15 protein-coding genes and 4 pseudogenes are annotated in these 18,444 nt (G+C 32.6%); 5 read left to right on the top strand and 14 right to left on the bottom strand.

Features of this window, described 5'->3' with window-relative positions; genetic code table 11:
• From kdpB to AC1RYN_RS17235, 5 genes and pseudogenes are all read left to right on the top strand, one after another.
• Positions 1–1,875 (top strand): annotated as a pseudogene (kdpB, locus tag AC1RYN_RS17255) (potassium-transporting ATPase subunit KdpB); the annotation flags it as partial.
• A gap of 99 nt (positions 1,876–1,974) precedes the next feature.
• Positions 1,975–2,538: pseudogene (locus tag AC1RYN_RS17250) on the top strand (K(+)-transporting ATPase subunit C).
• Between the two features lie 528 nt (positions 2,539–3,066).
• Positions 3,067–4,143, top strand: a complete 1,077-nt coding sequence (locus tag AC1RYN_RS17245) for a porin (protein ID WP_481807925.1) — start codon at positions 3,067–3,069, stop codon at positions 4,141–4,143.
• 90 nt (positions 4,144–4,233) lie between these two features.
• Positions 4,234–5,360, top strand: a pseudogene (locus tag AC1RYN_RS17240) (sensor protein KdpD).
• Positions 5,361–5,500: 140 nt separating this feature from the next.
• Positions 5,501–7,284, top strand: a pseudogene (locus AC1RYN_RS17235) (ATP-binding protein).
• A 73-nt stretch (positions 7,285–7,357) separates the two neighbouring features.
• Here the strand turns inward: AC1RYN_RS17235 and AC1RYN_RS17230 are convergent.
• From AC1RYN_RS17230 to AC1RYN_RS17165, 14 genes are all read right to left on the bottom strand, one after another.
• The gene (locus AC1RYN_RS17230; protein WP_481807924.1) at positions 7,358–8,785 is read right to left on the bottom strand and encodes an L-serine ammonia-lyase; all 1,428 of its coding nucleotides are present in this window, start codon (positions 8,783–8,785) and stop codon (positions 7,358–7,360) included.
• A gap of 294 nt (positions 8,786–9,079) precedes the next feature.
• A complete protein-coding gene (locus tag AC1RYN_RS17225; RefSeq protein WP_481807923.1) occupies positions 9,080–9,526 on the bottom strand; it encodes a carboxymuconolactone decarboxylase family protein in 447 nt (148 codons plus the stop codon).
• Positions 9,527–9,604: 78 nt separating this feature from the next.
• Positions 9,605–10,177 carry a Crp/Fnr family transcriptional regulator gene (locus AC1RYN_RS17220; RefSeq protein ID WP_481807922.1) on the bottom strand — a complete coding sequence of 191 codons (573 nt, stop codon included), beginning with the start codon at positions 10,175–10,177 and terminating at the stop codon, positions 9,605–9,607.
• A gap of 131 nt (positions 10,178–10,308) precedes the next feature.
• Positions 10,309–10,764: a GyrI-like domain-containing protein gene (locus AC1RYN_RS17215; protein WP_481807921.1), complete on the bottom strand. Its 456-nt coding sequence runs from the start codon at positions 10,762–10,764 to the stop codon at positions 10,309–10,311.
• Positions 10,765–10,815: 51 nt separating this feature from the next.
• Positions 10,816–11,241, bottom strand: coding sequence for a DUF3995 domain-containing protein (locus AC1RYN_RS17210; RefSeq protein ID WP_481807920.1), 426 nt, complete (start codon positions 11,239–11,241; stop codon positions 10,816–10,818).
• Positions 11,242–11,269: 28 nt separating this feature from the next.
• A complete protein-coding gene (locus AC1RYN_RS17205; protein ID WP_481807919.1) occupies positions 11,270–12,070 on the bottom strand; it encodes a class I SAM-dependent methyltransferase in 801 nt (266 codons plus the stop codon).
• A gap of 30 nt (positions 12,071–12,100) precedes the next feature.
• Positions 12,101–12,565, bottom strand: a complete 465-nt coding sequence (locus tag AC1RYN_RS17200; protein ID WP_481807918.1) for an SRPBCC family protein — start codon at positions 12,563–12,565, stop codon at positions 12,101–12,103.
• 25 nt (positions 12,566–12,590) lie between these two features.
• The gene (locus AC1RYN_RS17195; RefSeq protein ID WP_481807917.1) at positions 12,591–13,349 is read right to left on the bottom strand and encodes a methyltransferase domain-containing protein; all 759 of its coding nucleotides are present in this window, start codon (positions 13,347–13,349) and stop codon (positions 12,591–12,593) included.
• Positions 13,350–13,560: 211 nt separating this feature from the next.
• A complete protein-coding gene (locus tag AC1RYN_RS17190; RefSeq protein ID WP_481807916.1) occupies positions 13,561–15,300 on the bottom strand; it encodes a CocE/NonD family hydrolase in 1,740 nt (579 codons plus the stop codon).
• 65 nt (positions 15,301–15,365) lie between these two features.
• Complete coding sequence (locus AC1RYN_RS17185) at positions 15,366–16,115, bottom strand: DUF3667 domain-containing protein (RefSeq protein ID WP_481807915.1); 750 nt, start codon at positions 16,113–16,115, stop codon at positions 15,366–15,368.
• Between the two features lie 162 nt (positions 16,116–16,277).
• Complete coding sequence (locus tag AC1RYN_RS17180) at positions 16,278–16,673, bottom strand: DUF5367 family protein (protein WP_481807914.1); 396 nt, start codon at positions 16,671–16,673, stop codon at positions 16,278–16,280.
• A gap of 12 nt (positions 16,674–16,685) precedes the next feature.
• Positions 16,686–17,198, bottom strand: coding sequence for an anthrone oxygenase family protein (locus tag AC1RYN_RS17175; protein WP_481807913.1), 513 nt, complete (start codon positions 17,196–17,198; stop codon positions 16,686–16,688).
• Positions 17,199–17,286: 88 nt separating this feature from the next.
• Positions 17,287–18,144, bottom strand: a complete 858-nt coding sequence (locus tag AC1RYN_RS17170; protein WP_481807912.1) for a helix-turn-helix domain-containing protein — start codon at positions 18,142–18,144, stop codon at positions 17,287–17,289.
• A 33-nt stretch (positions 18,145–18,177) separates the two neighbouring features.
• The gene (locus AC1RYN_RS17165) at positions 18,178–18,348 is read right to left on the bottom strand and encodes an ACT domain-containing protein (RefSeq protein WP_481807911.1); all 171 of its coding nucleotides are present in this window, start codon (positions 18,346–18,348) and stop codon (positions 18,178–18,180) included.
• Positions 18,349–18,444: the final 96 nt, after the last annotated feature.

The raw sequence follows: 18,444 nt of genomic DNA, 5'->3' as shown, positions 1-18,444 counted from the left end.
TCCATATTAATGGGAGCACAGGATCAAGGTAGTTTTGCTTATAACTTAATTGTGTTTTTAATTTTACTAGTAACTCTTTTGTTTGCCAACTTCGCGGAAGCGATTGCTGAAGCTAGAGGGAAAGCTCAAGCAGATAGTTTAAGAAAAACACGTGAGGAAACACCAGCAAGACAAATTTTGGCCAACGGAGAAATCAAAAACATTAGTTCTTCGGAATTAAAAAAAGGAGATGTTTTTGTTTGTGAGGCAGGAGATTTAATTGCAACTGATGGTGAAATCATAGAAGGTTTGGCTACAATTGACGAAAGTGCGATTACTGGTGAAAGTGCTCCTGTAATTCGTGAAGCTGGTGGAGAAAATCATCAGTAACTGGTGGAACAAAAGTATTGTCAGATAAAATTAAAGTAATTGTAACCTCTGAACCTGGCGAAAGTTTTCTTGATAAAATGATTGCTTTAGTTGAAGGAGCAAGCCGTCAGAAAACTCCAAATGAAATAGCTCTAACTATTTTACTAGCTGCATTTACTCTAATCTTTGTAATTGTTTGTGTTACCTTAAAACCATTTGCAGACTATGCCAATGCACCAATAACAATTGCTGCCTTTATTGCGCTGTTTGTGTGTTTGATTCCAACAACAATTGGAGGTTTACTTTCTGCAATCGGGATTGTGGGTATGGATAGAGCGTTGCGTGCTAACGTAATTACAAAATCTGGAAAAGCGGTAGAAACTGCTGGAGATATTGATGTATTGCTTCTGGATAAAACGGGAACGATTACTATTGGTAATAGAAAAGCAACTAATTTTTATCCTGCAAACGGTGTTTCGGAAAAAGATTTTATTGAATCTGCTGTATTAAGTTCTCTTGCAGATGATACTCCTGAAGGGAAAAGTATTGTAGAATTAGCTGGTACAACTGTATCTCAAAGCTTATCTATTGAAGGTGCTACTTTAATCAAATTTACTGCTGAAACCAGAACTAGTGGTGTTGTCTTAAAAGACGGTACTAATATTAAGAAAGGGGCTCAGGATGCTGCAAAAAACATTTCGGTTCAGGCTGGAATGTTTTTCCAGAAGATATTGCTAAAAAGTAATTGATATTTCGTCTAAAGGTGGAACACCGTTGGTGGTAGTTAAAAACAACCAAGTGCAAGGTGTTATTGAATTGCAGGATATTATAAAAAAACAGGAATGAAAGAACGTTTTGACCGTTTGAGAAAAATGGGTGTAAAAACGGAATGATGGTTACTGGAGATAATCCTCTTACGGCTAAGTTTATTGCTGAAGCTGCTGGTGTTGATGATTTTATCGCCGAGGCAAAACCTGAGGATAAAATGAACTACATTAAAAACTAGAAATGGGTAAACTAGTTGCAATGATGGGTGATGGTACAGATGATGCTCCCGCTCTTGCTCAAGCTGATGTAGGTGTTGCAATGAATAGCGGAACTCAAGCTGCTAAGGAAGCTGGTAATATGGTCGATTTAGATAATGACCCAACTAAGTTAATTGAGATTATTGAGATCGGAAAACAGTTGTTGATGACCAGAGGTACACTTACAACATTTTCTATTGCAAACGACGTAGCGAAGTATTTTGCTATTGTTCCAGCGCTTTTTATTACTGCGATTCCTGCTTTGCAAGGTTTAAATATCATGCATTTGCATAGTCCTGAAAGTGCGATTTTATCGGCTGTAATCTTTAATGCGATTATCATCCCGATATTGATTCCGCTAGCTCTAAGAGGTGTTGATTATAAGCCAATTGGTGCAAGTGCAATCCTAAAAAGAAACTTGTTGATTTATGGTTTAGGTGGATTAATTATTCCTTTTATTGGTATTAAATTAATTGATTTGGTTGTAGCTCTGTTTATGTAATTAAATAAAGGTTCTGAAATACTAAGTCTGCTATGATTCTAAGGTTTTTTCTTAGCGTCTTAGAAACTTAGTCCCTTAGGAACTCAAAAAAATAAAAAAATGAAAAATATATTTTCAATAGTAAAATTTACCCTACTTACGGTGGTTCTGTTTGCAGTTATTTATCCTTTGGTAATTTATGGTATTGCACAATTTGCGCCAAATCATGGTAAGGGAGAAACTATTTCGGTTAACGGTAAAGTAGTAAGTATCAAAAAATAGGTCAGAAATTTGACAAATCGAATTATTTCTGGGGACGTCCTTCGGCGGTGGATTATAACGCTGCAGGAAGTGGTGGAAGCAATAAAGGACCAAGTAATGCTGATTACTTAGCTGTGGTTCAAAAAAGAATTGATACTTTCTTAATCGTTCATCCTTATTAAGAAATCGGAAATTCCTGCCGATATGGTTACTGCTTCGGGTAGTGGTTTAGATCCGAATATTTCACCTCAAGGTGCTTTGGTTCAGGTGAAAAGAATTGCTAAAGAAAGAAAATTAGATGAAAATAAAGTAAAAGCTTTGGTTGAATCTAAAATTAATACTCCTAAAGTTATGGGAACTGCAATGGTGAATGTTCTGGAATTGAATGTTGCTCTTGATGAACTTTCTAAAAAAGGGTCTTAGGTTTTTGTCCTGCATTTTATGTCATTTTAACGAAGGGAATTCGAGCGGTAGAGAACAGACGAATTTAATTGCCTAATATTAAACGATTGTACTTTTAACAATATGTGCCAGCATATGTGATTTCTCCTTCGTTGAAAAGACAAATAAAAATAAAAAACACTTGTAAATATGATGATTAATACTAAATCTAACAGGTTTTAAAAATTTGTTAGCAAGGTTTCTAGTACCTTGTGTGTATGAAAATTTACGGACAAAATATAGATAAACTTGTAGTTACTTTATCTGAGTTTGCCCTTTACTGTCTAATAGGTTTTGGAAGCCTGTTAGGATAACTAAAGCCCTTGTTGCCCGAAGTGTTTTAGCCCAGATAGAAGCGATATATCCTTTTTCTGGCTTCTTTAGCCAGAAAAAGATATAGCGGATAGCTGGTTCTCGATAGCTATCGGGATTGCTCCTAAAAAAAACTAATAACAAAAAAGAATAATTAAGAGGACGAGATGATTTCGTTTCTCACAATGAAAAAATAAAATGAAAAAAATAATACTTACAGCTTTAATAGCTTTCGGATACACAACAGTTAATGCTCAAGAAGAATCTAAAAGTCCATTTACTTTTTCAGGATATATAGATACTTATTACAGTTATGATTTTGGAAATCCTGAGAATCATATTCGCCCAGGGTTCATTTATAATTACAATAAGCACAATGAGGTAAACCTAAATTTAGGTTTGGGGAAAGTAAATTATGCGAAAGATAATGTTCGTGCTAATCTTGCAATAATGGCGGGTACGTATGCAGAATATAATTTGGCTGCTGAACAAGGTTTACTAAAAAATGTGTACGAGGCTAATATAGGGGTGAAAATTTCTAAGGAGCATAATCTATGGATTGATGCAGGAATTATGCCTTCGCATATTGGTTTTGAAAGTGCAATTGGAAAAGATTGTATGACTTTGACAAGAAGTATTCTGGCGGAAAACTCACCGTATTATGAAGCGGGAATTAAAATTGGATATACTTCTAAAAGTGAGAAATGGTATTTGGCGGCAATGTATTTAAATGGATGGCAACGTATTCAAAAAGTAGAAGGAAATCAAACTCCTGCTTTTGGAACTCAGGTGACTTACAAACCAACTTCGACCGTTACTTTAAACTGGAGTACTTATATAGGAAACGAACAGCCAGATTCTGATAGAAAATGGAGATACTTTAATGATTTCTTTGGACAATTTAAAGTGTCTGAAAATGTAAACTTAATTGCTGGTTTTGACATTGGATTGCAACAAACTACTAACGGAAGTTCTGACTATGATGTTTGGTATGCTCCAATTGTTATGGCTCAGTATAAACCAACCAATAAAATTCAGATTGCGGCAAGAGGTGAATATTATCAGGATAAAAAAGGAGTTATTATTGCAACAGGAACTCCAAATGGTTTTAAAACGTATGGGTTCTCAGCCAATTTTGATTATTTAGCTACAGATAATGTGATATTTAGATTAGAAGCACGAACTTTGAATAGTAAAGATAATATTTTTATGAGAAATAATAATCCAACGGATAGTAACGTTTTTGTGACGACAATCTTGGCAATTTCACTTTAGATTATTTAAGAAGTCAGAAGCAAGATTCTTTTTATAATTATTTAAGCATCTTGCTTCTAACTTCTTTCATCTTTTTTTACAGATAAATATATGGATAACGAAAAGGAAAATAATGTTAAGCACTTTCTCGATTTAATTCAGAAATCCCGTAAAGGTAAGTTTAAGGTCTACATTGGCATGAGTGCTGGTGTAGGCAAAACTTTTCGTATGCTACAGGAAGCGCATACATTGTTGAAAAATGGAATTGACGTAAAGATTGGATATATAGAAACACACAATCGTAAGGAAACGCATGAGTTACTGGATGGCTTGCCTGTGATTCCGCGTCGTTCTATTTTTTATAAAGGAAAGCAACTGGAAGAAATGGATGTGCAAGCCATTATTAATTTGCGACCAGAAGTGGTAATTGTAGATGAACTAGCGCATACAAATATTGAAGGGAGCAAGAATGAAAAACGCTGGCAAGATGTATTGGAAATTTTAGAATCTGGAATAAATGTGATTTCGGCAGTTAATATTCAGCATATCGAGAGTTTAAATCAAGATGTAAAACGGATTACAAATGTTGATGTTAAGGAACGAATTCCTGATAATGTATTACGATTAGCGGATGAGGTTGTAAACATCGATTTGACATCAGAAGATTTAATTGACCGATTAAAGGAAGGGAAAATTTATACGGCTGATAAAATCCAGACGGCATTGAATAATTTTTTTAAGTCTGATCAGATTTTGCAACTGCGAGAATTAGCTCTTAAAGAAGTAGCAAGCCAAGTGGTGCGAAAAGTAGAAAATGAGGTTCCTAAGACTCAAGCGTTGCGACATGAAAAATTATTGGCATGCATAAGTAGTAATGAACGAACGGCTAAGAATATTATTAGAAAAACGGCTCGATTGGCTAGTTATTATAATAGTGACTGGTATGTGTTGTATGTTCAATTGCCAAAGGAAAGTAGTGATAAAATTGCTCTTGATAAGCAACGTCATTTGATTAATAATTTTAAATTAGCTACAGAACTCGGTGCTGAGGTAATTAAAATAGAAGGCACTAATATTACCAATACAATACTTACTATTGTAGAACAAAAACAAATTACAACTGTTTGCATTGGGAAACCCCATTTTAACTTATTTAAATAATTTTGTCAACTTCGATTTTTAGACGATTATTAAATCGCCTTTCTTTATCGAATGTTGACCTTGTTGTTTTATCTTAAAAAATGTAAATTATAATTTTAAAACATATTAGTAATTTAAGTTCGTATAAGTTTTGTTTTTATGTAACGACTTATATTTTCTCGAAAAACTTATGTGATTTAAGTAACAAATAAAAAAACTTGTTTTTAAAACATGCGTGATGAAAATTAAAACAAAATTAAATCTGGGTGTTGGATTGTTATTCTTAATGATAATTATTCTTTCATTAGTAAGTGCCTTTTATATTTTTTTGATAAAAGAGGATACTGAAAATATTTTGAAAGCAAATTATAATACATTAGAATATTCTAGGAATATGCTGACTTCGCTTGATACAGCAAATGATACTGATAATAAAGCAATTGTTTTTTTTAGAAATAATTTGAAAAAACAACTTATTAATGTAACAGAAAATGGGGAAGATAAAGCAACAAACAATTTGCAAGAAAGTTTTAATAAACTAGAGCATAATTGGAATAATGAAGCATTAAAAAGTCAGGTACGCCAAGATATTTTTGCAATCATGAAACTCAATATGGACGCAATGAAACTGAAAGGGGATATTGCAAAAAAAACTGCAGAAACGGCTAATTTTTCGATTGCAATTGTTGGTACACTTTGTTTTTTGATTGCATTTAATTTATTAATTAATCTACCCAATAATATTGCAAATCCAATCAAGGAATTGACAGAGAGTATTAGGCAAATCGCTAATAAAAACTATTCAGAGCGAGTCCATTTTATGAACCATAACGAATTTGGTGATTTGGCAAAATCATTTAATACAATGGCAGAGAAGCTCAAAGAATATCATGATAGCAATTTGTATAAATTATCATTCGAGAAGAAACGCTTAGAGACTTTAATAAACAATATGCATGATCCGATAATTGGGTTGGATAATCAAGGGACAGTTTTGTTTGTAAATGATGAAGCTCTTAAGATTATCGGAATGAAATCGGAAGAAGTAATTGGTGAATTAGCTACGACTTTGGCTTTAAGAAATGACTTGATGAAATCTTTGATCATCAATGATCTGGAGAGTACAAAAGTACATCCTATGAAAATTTTTGCCGATGGAAAAGAAAGTTATTTTGATAAAGAGAAGGTTACTATTGCAATTACACCAACAGGGGAGGACGAAGCTATTAATATAGGAGAAGTAATTATTTTACGAAATATTACGTTGTTTAAGGAGCTAGATTTTGCCAAAACTAATTTTATTGCAACAGTTTCTCATGAATTAAAAACTCCCATTTCGTCGATTAAATTAAGTCTTCAGTTATTAGAAAAACCTAATACGGGGATTATAAATGAGGAACAAAAACAATTAATAGATAGTATTAAAGATGATAGTCAACGCTTGTTAAAAATTACAGGAGAATTATTGGATTTAGCACAACTTGAAACAGGTAATATCAAGCTAAATATTGGGCAATGCAGTCCGTATAAAATTATAGAATATGCTCTTGAGGCTGTGAAAGTTCAAGCAGAGCAAAAACAAATTGAATTGATTGTCGAAAGTGAATCGAATTTAGTAGATATAAAAGCCGACTCGGAGAAAACGACTTGGGTGATGATTAATTTCTTAACGAATGCTATCAGATACTCTTATGAAAAAAGTAGTATTACAGTTAAGTTGAAAAAGAAAAGAATCAGATTGTTTTTGAGGTAGTCGATACAGGAAAAGGAATTGATAGTCACTACAAGTCTAAAGTATTCGATAAGTTTTTTCAAATTCCGGGAAGTCATAAATCAGGAACAGGATTAGGATTATCTATCAGTAAGGAATTTATCGAAGCACAAAACGGAACAATTGGTGTTGAGAGCGAATTGGGATTAGGAAGTTCGTTCTGGTTTAAACTTTTGAAAAGTGTACAATTTTGTGTTCAGTTTTTAGTGTTCAGTCGCAGTTTGCAGTGTTTTGTAAAAAGTAATAAGTAAAAAGAGTGTTCAGTCACAGTTTGCACAAACTAAGTACTGAACACTCTTTTTATAACTGAATACTTATCACATATTAACAATCCGCCATATTCACGGCAATTGCTAATCCTCCTTCAGAGGTTTCTTTGTATTTTGAATTCATATCTTTTGCAGTTTGCCACATGGTATCGATTACTTTATCAAGTGGTACTTTTGCATTTTTAGAATCTGTTTCCAGTGCTAATTCTGCTGCATTGATGGCTTTTATAGCTCCCATTGTATTTCTTTCAATACAAGGAATTTGTACTAAACCTCCGATTGGATCACAGGTTAAACCTAAGTGATGTTCCATAGCGATCTCGGCTGCCATCAAAACTTGTGCAGGAGTTCCGCCCATTAATTCGCAAAGAGCGGCTGCTGCCATTGATGACGAAACACCAATTTCGGCTTGACAACCTCCCATTGCAGCAGAAATTGTAGATCCTTTCTTGAAGATACTTCCTATTTCGCCAGCTACCATCAAGAATTGTTTGATTTCTTTCTCGCCAGCATTATGGTTTTCGATTACTAAATAGTACATTAAAACGGCTGGGATTACTCCAGCACTACCATTTGTTGGTGCAGTAACTACACGTCCTAGGGCTGCATTTACTTCATTTACGGCAAGTGCAAAACAACTTACCCATTTTAAGATTTGACGAAATTTAACCTCAGTTTTTCTTATTTCTTCCAACCACGTTTGTGGAGAATTATAATTAGATAAACCGATGAGGTTTTGATGCATATCAAATGCTCTACGACGTACATTTAATCCACCAGGGAGTATTCCTTCAGAATGGCAACCGATGTACATACATTCGAGCATTGTATTCCAAATACGCATTAATTCGTTATTAATGAATTCTTCAGAACGCATCGATTTTTCATTCTCATAAACTATTTCCGATATGGATTTGTTTTGAGCAATGGTATAATTTAAAAGCTCTGCGGCGTTTTGTATAGGAAATGGAAATGCGCATTTGATCTCCGATTTTATTTTGGCGTTTTCACGTTCTTCTTTTACCACAAATCCTCCACCAATAGAGTAGAAGATAGACTCGTATTCAGAATCATCTTTGGCGTAGGCCGTAAATTTTAAACCATTGGCATGAAACGGTAAGAATTCTTTATTGAAAACAATGTCTTGCAAAAAGAAAAACGGAATTGTTATCTCGTTTCCAAGGATAATTGTATTATTTTCTTCGATAGATTTGATAATTCCTGCAATGTCATTTATAGGGATATATTCGGGATCTTGACCGCTTAATCCTAACATAACTGCCAAATCGGTAGCATGACCTTTTCCCGTTAAAGATAGAGAGCCATACAAATTGACTTTAACACGAGTGATTTGAGAAAACAGATTTTTACTTTTTAATTCAGCTAGAAAACGTTCTGCTGCACGCCAAGGTCCAAGGGTGTGTGAGCTTGAAGGTCCTACACCAATCTTAAGCATATCAAAAACCGATATACATTCTTCCATTATACTATAATTTTATTATCACAAAGATAATTGAATAATACAATGAAATTAAAAGAAGAATTGTTAATGTTGCGTATTTATTAAAATTTGTATTTAATACTGATAATTTGGCAATAAAATAATAATGTAAAAAATATTGATTGTAATTTTTTGGTTATATTAAAATTAGGGTTTTAATCTAAAATGAATAAAAAAACTTTCCGAAATACTCAAAATAGTATTATTGAACCATTAAGAAATTAAGGACTATTAAGTTTAGCGCTTAATATCTTAATGGTTAAAACATTTTAAATTTTAGCGAATTAAAGCTGGTTTCATTTCAGTTGTAACTCCAATTCTGTTCCAGGCATTTATTGTAATAATAGCCATAATGATATGTGATAAATAATTTTGATCAAATAAATTAGCTGCTTTTTGGTAGGTTTCGTCTGAAACTCCTCTGTTACTTATTAAGGTAATTTCTTCGGTCAAAGCTAAAATTGCTCTTTCTTCTTCTGAGTAAAAATCAACTTCTCTCCAAGCATTCAATAAATAAATACGTTGTTCGGTTTCTCCATATTTACGGGCATCTTTTGTATGCAAATCGATGCAATACGCACAACCGTTTATTTGTGATGTTCTAATTTTTATTAATTCGTGGTGGGTGTGAGTTAAAGGAGTTGAGTCTAAGTAGGTATTTAAATCCAATAATGGTTTTATTGCTGCTGGTTGGGTTTGTGCGATTTTAATTCTATTGCTCATGATTTCTTTGTTTTAAATTATTAAACAAAGATATTTATAGGAGTAATGAAAAATCTTAAGCTGGTTTAAGAAATGAAATTAAAAGGTGTTTTTTCTTATTTCGCTTAAATATTCTGGAGTAAGATTTAGGTAGGATGCCAACATATATTGTGGAATACGTTGCACAAACTCAGGAAATCTGGTAATAAAATGCTGGTAACTCTCTTCTTTTGTAAAATCGTATAAATACTTCATTCGCAATTGAGCAGCCGAATAAGCTCTATGCAAAATAAGTCGGAAGTAGCGTTCTAGTTGAGGTAATTGGCTAAATACTTTTTCCTGATTGTGATAATCAAAAGCATATAATTCGGTATTCTCGATTGCCTGAATGTAAAATTGTGATGGTGATTGTGTGTCAAAACTCATATAATCGGCAATCCACCAATTTTCGATTGCAAATTGTGTGATTTGTTCCGTTCCTTTATCATTGATAAAAAAGAAACGTAAACAGCCTTTTTCTACAAAATAAAGTGAAGAACATATTTGTCTTTCTTCTAGTAAATAACTTTTCTTTTTTAGGGTAATTGGCTTCATATTAGCCAGGACTAATTGGGTTTGTTCATCGTTTAGTTCGACGTACTTTTTTATGTGTTCAATTAGTTTTGGTTGCATTATTGTTTTTTATTTTAATATATAAGTGTTGTAATTGTAAATTCTCGCAAAGCCGCAGAGTCGCAAAAAACAAATGATATGAACTAAAACTTTGCGTCTTTGCGACTCTGCGAGAGAATCTAGAAAAATAACTAAAGAGCTATAAAAATAGGCACTTCAGCATTTTCTGGATTGGATGCTTTTTCTCCGTATATCTCAAAATCAGCAGTATATTTTCTCTTGAGGTCAGTATTCCAAATTTCTATCCATTTCTGGATTACGATACCGTCAGCTAATTTTCCTTTGGCTGTAAATTGTTTGTAGGTTTCTTTTGCAATGGTTTTTCCAATCATTCCGGTTGGGATATTCTCTAAACTTGAAACTTTACAACCCAAAATTGTAGTGTATGGTTTTGTATAGTCCTTTTCATATTCAGTGTAAACAGCATAGATTGAGCTATCTATTTTATTTGGAATATTTTCGATTGTATTTTCAGACATAAATTTGTTCCATAGCGCTGGAATATCTGTTGCAGATTGTTCATTTTCATTGGTAGTTCTTATCGATAATCCGATAATAAAAAACTCTTCGATAGTAATTAATTCCATGTTTTTTGATTTCAATTTATATTGTTATTCTATGTAAAAGTAGCACAAAAATTATGCTGTTAATGCTAATGTTATTGCTAAAATCGAAATAAATAAGCATAATGGTGAGAAGTATTTTGTATCCATTTGTGCAAATTTTGTGGTTTTGACTTTTTTAAAAAATCCTACATATTTGAATTCGCCAATTGCTCTCACAATAAACAATATAGAAATAATCCAAAGGCCATATTCTTGTAACCAATTAGGCAAACTAAAGGTTATTATTTCGGATTTTATTAAAACTAAAAGCGAAAGGCTAATTACCCCAATTGCAACGACCATACATTCTTTTAGTTTTGGATTGATAACTTTTTCATTGTTTGCGGTTGTTGGTATAGCGGCATCATTCCCCCATTTCCCACCAAATCCCCAATAAATATGAATTCCTGCCAGGAATAGAAAGATGGTTACTAGAATTAATCCAATTGTTGTTTGCATAATGTGATGAGTTATATTTTTTGGTTTACTACTTTTTTGTGGCAACTATTGAATATACCATTGGGATTTTATTGTCCAGATGTTTTATTCTGTATTTTTTTGGTTCAAACTCGATTGTCTTATTGAAGCAATCATATGGAGAGTAATCATATTCATTTAAGGAATTTAGTTCTAGCCCGTTTTTAATCAAGCTATTTACAACTTCACTCATACTATGATTCCAGCATACATATTCTAGTTCTATGGGAGCATCTTTAGCGGCATAGGTTCCTTCTTGGGTTTCTATTATTGCTCCCGAATTAAAATAATTATATCCTACTTTTTCAAAATTATCATCAAACATCCAAACTACTGGATGAAATTCTGCAAAGATTAATTTTCCATTTTGCTTAAGGAAATCAGAGATTAATTTTGCCCATTTATCGAGGTCTGGTAGCCATGGAATCGCTCCGTAACTAGTAAAGATAATATCAAATTTCTGGTTTAAATGGCTTGGTAAATCATAAATATCACAACATATAAATGATGCTTCAACATTTGCTTCTTTGGCAAGTTTGTTTGCGCCATCTATTGCTTTGTCTGATAAATCGACTCCCGTAACAGTTGCGCCAAGTCTTGCCAAAGAAATGGTGTCTTGACCAAAATGACATTGTAAGTGCAGAATTGATTTTCCTTTTATGTCACCAAGTAATTCTAATTCGATACTGTTTAATGAAGTATTTCCTTTTAGGAAACCTTCTAAATCATAAAAGTCAGATTTAAGATGTGACTCAACCCGACTGTTCCATGATTCTTTATTCACTTTTATATAATTGTTTTCTGAGCTCATTTTTTTAATATGATTTGATAATGTCTTTTTTTATTTGATAAAAGCTTCTTTAGGGAATTTATCGGCTATAAGGTTCAGGTTGATATTATGCTCTAAATAGGCTTTTAATCCGTCGAGAACTGTAGTAAACCCGCCAGTAGCATCTTTGATTATATTTAAGAGTTCGTCGCCTTCTTTATCAAAACCATAATTTTTAATAACTACATATGTGGTGTCATCAGTTATTTTTTTGAATTCGAAATCAACGGTTGTTTTAGGTTCGTTCCATTCGATTGAAATCTTTTCATTTTCGATAATTTCTTTTACAAAAACGGTTGTCGATACGTTATACATTTCCCATTCCCAGATTATGTTTTTGCCAACAGCTAGTTTATCACTTCCTTTTATAAACCAAAAGTTTTTGGTTACACTTGGGTCTATAAAAGCATTAAAAACAATTGATGCTGGTTTTCTTATCAGCATTTGGGCTTCTACATATTTTGGATTACTACTCATATCGATATTTTTTCTAGTTATGTTTTTAGAATTTTGCGTATAAAAGGATTCTTTTGAACGCGTATAATGATGGCGTTTTACTAAACCTCTTTTTTATTCGAATTTTAAATTCTTTGATGAATTGTTCTTTAACTGCACCTTCTAGTCTCTCGAAATAAGGAACTAGTGTTGAACCCAAAATGAACTCATATAATTCGTCATGTGAGTTGGCTATCATTGGATATACCTTTTGATAAATAACTATATCCGTGCCTCCATTCTCGAATAAAATCTGGGCATAATCGTCCATTGTGAGCACTGGAGAAAGTCGTTTCCAATTATTCAATGCACTTTTATACGGTTCTTCCTGAACCAATTCAATTACAATCTGATTGAGTAAATTCTCGTTCTGACAAGGCATTTGGATTGCTAATTGTCCATCGGGGTTTAATAATGATATAATTTTAGGAAATAATTCTTCATGATTATCTACCCATTGGATTGATGCATTGGCAAAAATCAAATCCCATTTTTCTCCTGTATTAATTTGTTCTTCGATTGTTTTCTGTTCAAATTGTATCGAAACAAATTCTTTAGCCTTTTCAAGCATTTCTTTTGAAGAATCGATACCTTTTACAGAAGGATAGGTAAGTCTTTCGGATAGCATATGGGTTAATTCTCCAGTTCCGCAACCTAAATCAATGACTTTCATATTTGGCTTATTCAGAATATGGGCAGCTAAATCAAAAAAAGGTTTGTATCGAAGGGTTTTAAACTCGTTGTATTTTTCAGGATTCCATGCCATAATTTGCAGCGATTTTATGTAGCAAACGAAGTTAAGGAAATTATTGTTTTTATTTAGTTAAAAACAATAATCTCTGACTGGAAAAAGGGACGCGGATAAAACGGATTTTCTCCCGTTATAAGCTTCGGGATTATTTTAAAATCTGTTTTTATCCGTGTCCCATTTATAGATTATCTATGGTAACAAATAATTAAACCTAACTAGGTCTTTCCTAATCTTTCCAGATTGGAATTTTGACAAAACTATCGTTATACCATTTTATTTTTAGAGGTTCTTTGGCATCTTTAATGGTTTCATCGCTTACGTCTTTACCAGTTCCATAATTTAGTTGGGCGAAAGCATTTTTATTTACATTTATTACTACAAGCAATCGACTTCCTTTGCTTAATTGCTTGCTTACTAATCTGGTATTTGTAAACGGGATAGATTCTATTTTGTTAGGAACAAGCTGGTTTCTGGTTGTAATATCTTTTGTATAACTGGCTCTGCCCAAAAAATAGGATAAGTGAAAGTATTCGCCATTAGGCATAAGTTCATATAATACTACACCTAAATCCATATCTTTTTTGTTGATAAGGGCTTTTATTTCGCCTTCAAAAGCACCATTAACCAAAATAGGTTTATCAAGAGGCGCGCTTATAAAAAAATAGCCATTTATAGTATCGAGTTCTTTACGAATTATTGGATCTGGGTAATAGTCATTATTGCTAATTTCTCTGTTGGCAAAATCTACTTCCTGAGGTAAGAACCCAGATTTGGTTGGTTTTTTATCTGATAATAGATATTTATCTTTCGATTTAGTATTGGTTAAATATAATTTAAGAAAACCGTTACTCATTTTTTCTAATGATGGTGCATGTCTCCATTCATTAGCACCCATTACTTCATAGTTTATTTTATCTTTTAAAACGGTAGGTTTGGGACCTCCTTTAAGAATGTAGTTAAACCATTCGTAGGTTAGTTTCTTGGTATTAAAAATTGCTACAGGATCTACTTTATATTCGTTTATGGTAGGGTCTCCACCTTTTTGAGCACCAAAATGGCCATAAGGTCCGATAACAAGATAATGCTCAGCGTTTTTATTGTATTTGACGTGCTCTCTTAAATAGTACAAACTAGATATTTGGGAATCGTTATAATAACCATCGATGGATAAAACAGGGATGTTTATTTGGGCAAATTCATCTTTATACGGAACCATATCTTGCCAGTATTTATCATAACCAGGATGTAATAACCACTTTTGTAAATATTTATTTGGCGTACCATCAATACTGTCAATTTTGCGATAAGCAACACCTGAATTCCACCACTTGTCTTGCATGGTTCGGAAACGTTTTCTGTCGTCTCCAACAACAGTATCTAACGTTTTATTATTGGTTACATAAAATGCCCATTCGTAATTAGGATTTATAAATACGCTATTTTCCATTGGTAATCCCATTCCTGGTCTGTTGGCAACATAAGGAACGATTGTTTTAAGTGCTGGATGCAATTTTTTAGCCGATGCCCATTGTGTAAAACCGTTGTAGCTACCGCCAAACATTCCGATTTTTCCGTTGCACCAAGATTGCTTGCTTGTCCAATCGATAACATCATAGGCGTCTCTGCCATCATGCTCGTACGGAAATATTTCGTTGGGACTTAATCTTTTTCCTCTTGAATATGCCAGAACTCCAACATAACCATTATCTGCGGCTTCTTTTAAACCTTTAATATCTCGATCGCGTACATAAATTGTAAATTGTAAAATAACGGGTTGTGGTGTCGTTATACCTTTTTTGCGGACTACAATTGCGGAAATTAATGCTCCATCTTTGGTTTTAATTAAAACATCGTCCTGAATGTCATAAAGCATTTTGGAATCTTCAGGTTTTGTGCCATTTGCTTGTTGAGCTGATGTGTTGAGAACAATTAGGAAGAGAAACATAAATTTCAGTAGTACTTTCATCAAGAATTGTTTTAAATTTTGTTTAGGTCGTTAAAAATTTAAATGTTAAACATAAAATATGGTTATTAATTGTATAATTTGTTAAAAATAAAGATAATTATGGATAGAATTAATATAGAGCTAACTAAGAATATTATGTGACTCAATACAGATAATAGAAAAGCTTTGGTTTTAGTGAGTTTATTAAAGAACTGAACATTTGTCCAATATATTAATATGATATCTATAACATATAGAATTTGGGTTATCGTTTTTATATTGGGAGTTCCATTAAAATAATAAAGCAACGGAAATAAAGCAATATGCACAAAGAGTCGTTGCGAGGCTTTAAAGGTATTGAGTATAAAATATTCGATATAATTGTATCCTTGTTTTCTAAATGCGATATATGTTCCCAATGAGTAAAATGGTATTGTTGCTAATGTTATCCATGAAAAATGAGTTGCGACCCATTCATTTGCTATTTTGGGATTAATTATCGATAGTGTCTCACTATCTGTGGGAGCATCCGCAATTAGGTTGATGTGAAAGTAATGATAAAGAACTCCATAAAGAGTTGCGAGAATAATTACCAAGGAAAGTGGTTTAAAATGTTTAATACGTTTTCCTTCTATAAACTCTCTTATGGTATTTCCGGGACGCGTAAAAAGTTGTTTAGCGGAGTATAAAATACCTTTATCAAAATGAATTAATCCGTGTTGGATTTCATGCATCAGAAAATGAAAATCGAGTTTGTGAGTTTCGGATGGCTGTCCGCAATTACTACAATAATGCCCTTTAAAATGCTGATCACAGTTCTTACAGATTATATTCATTTTAATTATTTATTACTTAACCATTTATATATACTACTTTCTATGATAAATTTTATTCTTTTAATGAAAAAGCTACTGTAGCTTTCGAATGTAATAATACAGTATCGAATGTTTGCATATTTTGTTTAAACTTTATATTGTTTGTACAGATTTTAAAACTAATTATATGTTTTGTAATTTGGTTTTAATCTTTAATACCCAATAAAAGTATACAATAGTAACCACCTCTGCAACAAGAATCCAGAGGAATTTACTAGTGAAAAAACTATGATAATTTCCCTGATTCGGGATTATGGTAAAAGGTACGGTTATGAGTACGTCAAGGATTAAAGCTGTCGTGACTATAATTAAACCAATAATGAATCCGTTGGTTTTATTTCCGTTTTTATAGAAAATATAAGCACCTAGAATTGTAAATGGAATAACTAATGGTGCGACAATCAAGAATTGCTGCAATGCTGAATTTTTAATGTTTGGAAGATAACTTAATACACTGAAAGTACTAAATATTAATAGCCAGATTAACGCTCCGACTAAAATTGCTCTAATTTTTATCATTTTATTTTAATATTAAAAGTTACTATTTCTAAATAAACACACTATAATTAATAAGATGAATGATAGGACCGAAGTTATGGTTCGAACCAAATGCAGATTATTCCATTTAAGTTCAAATTGATCTCTCAAACTTCTAGCATTTTCCAGAGAGATATTGGTTAAGTCAGTTTTATCTAAAAGATTATTTAGCGGAATATTACCCATAATTGTTACCAGAAATACGCCTACAAAATATAGTATTGCTGCAATTAGTAATAACCAGAAAATATAAAGATGATTGGATTTATAAAGATAAGCTGTAGCAAAAGATAAAAATAGGGGTCCCATAATTATCACTAAAAATAATGGGTTTACAATAGTACGATTCATGTTCTGGAAAGCTCTTAGATAATTAATATCATCAAGCCTGCCAATACCTGGAGTTATAGCATTAGACCAAGTAAAAAAGATTCCAGCCAGAAGTCCGGTTAATAATGTAGTAAATAATAAAACAATTATTTTTGTGTCGATAATAAATGATTCCATGATTATGATGTTTAGTTAACAAAATAAAATTAGAACTATTGATTATCAGTTGTTTGTTTTAAAAGAATTAAAATTTGTTCGAAAAGAATTATTTTTTTAGTTCGCTTGGGCGTACTCCAAATTTTTTATGGAAAGCATTTGAGAAAGAACTTAAACTTTCATATCCCACGAACCAAGCAGTTTCCTGAATGTTCTTGTCGGTATTGCTTAACAATTCATGCGCTTTATTTAGTCGTTGTTCCTGAAGGTATTTAAATACAGGAATGCCAAAAAGTTCTTTGAAATTCTTTTTGAGTTTGTTGTTGTTAAGACCAATTTGCTTAGATAACTCACTTAATGAGGGTGGTGTAGCAATATTTTGGGTCATGATTTCTTTTGCCTGAAAAAGTTTATCACGGTCAATTTTGTTAGTGGTTTTTTCTTTTTCGGCACCAAGATGAGCAAAGAAATGTGCTAGCAATTCGGTTATCTGGCTTTTAAGAAACATCAATCTTGTGTCTCCTTTATATTGGGTATTGAATATTTTTTGGACGGCATTTTGCATATCGGGAGACATATAAAAACTTGGGCCCTCTACAAAATTGGCTTCAGGATGAAGGAGTTGTTGTAAATACTCAGAGAAGATTTCGCTTTCGCGTTCTGGTAGCATATTAAGATTTTTGATCTTCATAAATATGCTAATAGATTGCAATGGTTTATTAGGTGAAATTTTATGAGCAAATCCGACTTTGCTGTTTCCAAAAAATGAAATTGCAATTCCTGTAGTATTGTTTATAATTATACTATTGTTTTCATACGTAATTTCTAATTCGACATTTCCTGAACCATAGAAAGCAAAACCAACAGCATCTCCATCAATCTCACATTTTTCGATAATCGTTTTATCAGCATTTGATTGCTCGATTAAAACGACGAAGTTGTTTATTTCTATGATATCTGTTGTCATCGAATACTAATTAATTCTATTCAGAAAATTTATTTAAATAGTAATGGCATTGTTTGTGTCTTTTTTATTTACAAAGATATGGTCGTGATAAAATGCAGCTACAACATTGCAACTAATGTTATTGTTTGATAACGCTTTTGCGAAAGCGGCAGTTAAACCCACAGCTTCTAGTGATGAATGTACTGTTAGGGTTATCCAGGACATTACAACAGAATAATTTAGTTTAAGTTCGTCGGCAAATATCTCTTAGGTGCTGCCTCCCTAACAACAGGAGCATGTATTAACCTTAGCAATACGTAA

It is taken from the genome of Flavobacterium sp. TC780, assembly GCF_056783245.1.
Note: the sequence above shows the minus strand (reverse complement) of the source record. Positions and strands in the feature narration are given on the sequence as shown.

What these genes read in the sequence shown, in the direction of transcription:
- AC1RYN_RS17245 (WP_481807925.1), top strand. Translation starts at nt 3,067, where the DNA reads ATGAAAAAAATAATACTTACAGCTTTAATAGCTTTCGGATACACAACA.
- AC1RYN_RS17230 (WP_481807924.1), bottom strand. Translation starts at nt 8,785, where the DNA reads ATGGAAGAATGTATATCGGTTTTTGATATGCTTAAGATTGGTGTAGGA.
- AC1RYN_RS17225 (WP_481807923.1), bottom strand. Translation starts at nt 9,526, where the DNA reads ATGAGCAATAGAATTAAAATCGCACAAACCCAACCAGCAGCAATAAAA.
- AC1RYN_RS17220 (WP_481807922.1), bottom strand. Translation starts at nt 10,177, where the DNA reads ATGCAACCAAAACTAATTGAACACATAAAAAAGTACGTCGAACTAAAC.
- AC1RYN_RS17215 (WP_481807921.1), bottom strand. Translation starts at nt 10,764, where the DNA reads ATGGAATTAATTACTATCGAAGAGTTTTTTATTATCGGATTATCGATA.
- AC1RYN_RS17210 (WP_481807920.1), bottom strand. Translation starts at nt 11,241, where the DNA reads ATGCAAACAACAATTGGATTAATTCTAGTAACCATCTTTCTATTCCTG.
- AC1RYN_RS17205 (WP_481807919.1), bottom strand. Translation starts at nt 12,070, where the DNA reads ATGAGCTCAGAAAACAATTATATAAAAGTGAATAAAGAATCATGGAAC.
- AC1RYN_RS17200 (WP_481807918.1), bottom strand. Translation starts at nt 12,565, where the DNA reads ATGAGTAGTAATCCAAAATATGTAGAAGCCCAAATGCTGATAAGAAAA.
- AC1RYN_RS17195 (WP_481807917.1), bottom strand. Translation starts at nt 13,349, where the DNA reads ATGGCATGGAATCCTGAAAAATACAACGAGTTTAAAACCCTTCGATAC.
- AC1RYN_RS17190 (WP_481807916.1), bottom strand. Translation starts at nt 15,300, where the DNA reads ATGAAAGTACTACTGAAATTTATGTTTCTCTTCCTAATTGTTCTCAAC.
- AC1RYN_RS17185 (WP_481807915.1), bottom strand. Translation starts at nt 16,115, where the DNA reads ATGAATATAATCTGTAAGAACTGTGATCAGCATTTTAAAGGGCATTAT.
- AC1RYN_RS17180 (WP_481807914.1), bottom strand. Translation starts at nt 16,673, where the DNA reads ATGATAAAAATTAGAGCAATTTTAGTCGGAGCGTTAATCTGGCTATTA.
- AC1RYN_RS17175 (WP_481807913.1), bottom strand. Translation starts at nt 17,198, where the DNA reads ATGGAATCATTTATTATCGACACAAAAATAATTGTTTTATTATTTACT.
- AC1RYN_RS17170 (WP_481807912.1), bottom strand. Translation starts at nt 18,144, where the DNA reads ATGACAACAGATATCATAGAAATAAACAACTTCGTCGTTTTAATCGAG.
- AC1RYN_RS17165 (WP_481807911.1), bottom strand. Translation starts at nt 18,348, where the DNA reads ATGTCCTGGATAACCCTAACAGTACATTCATCACTAGAAGCTGTGGGT.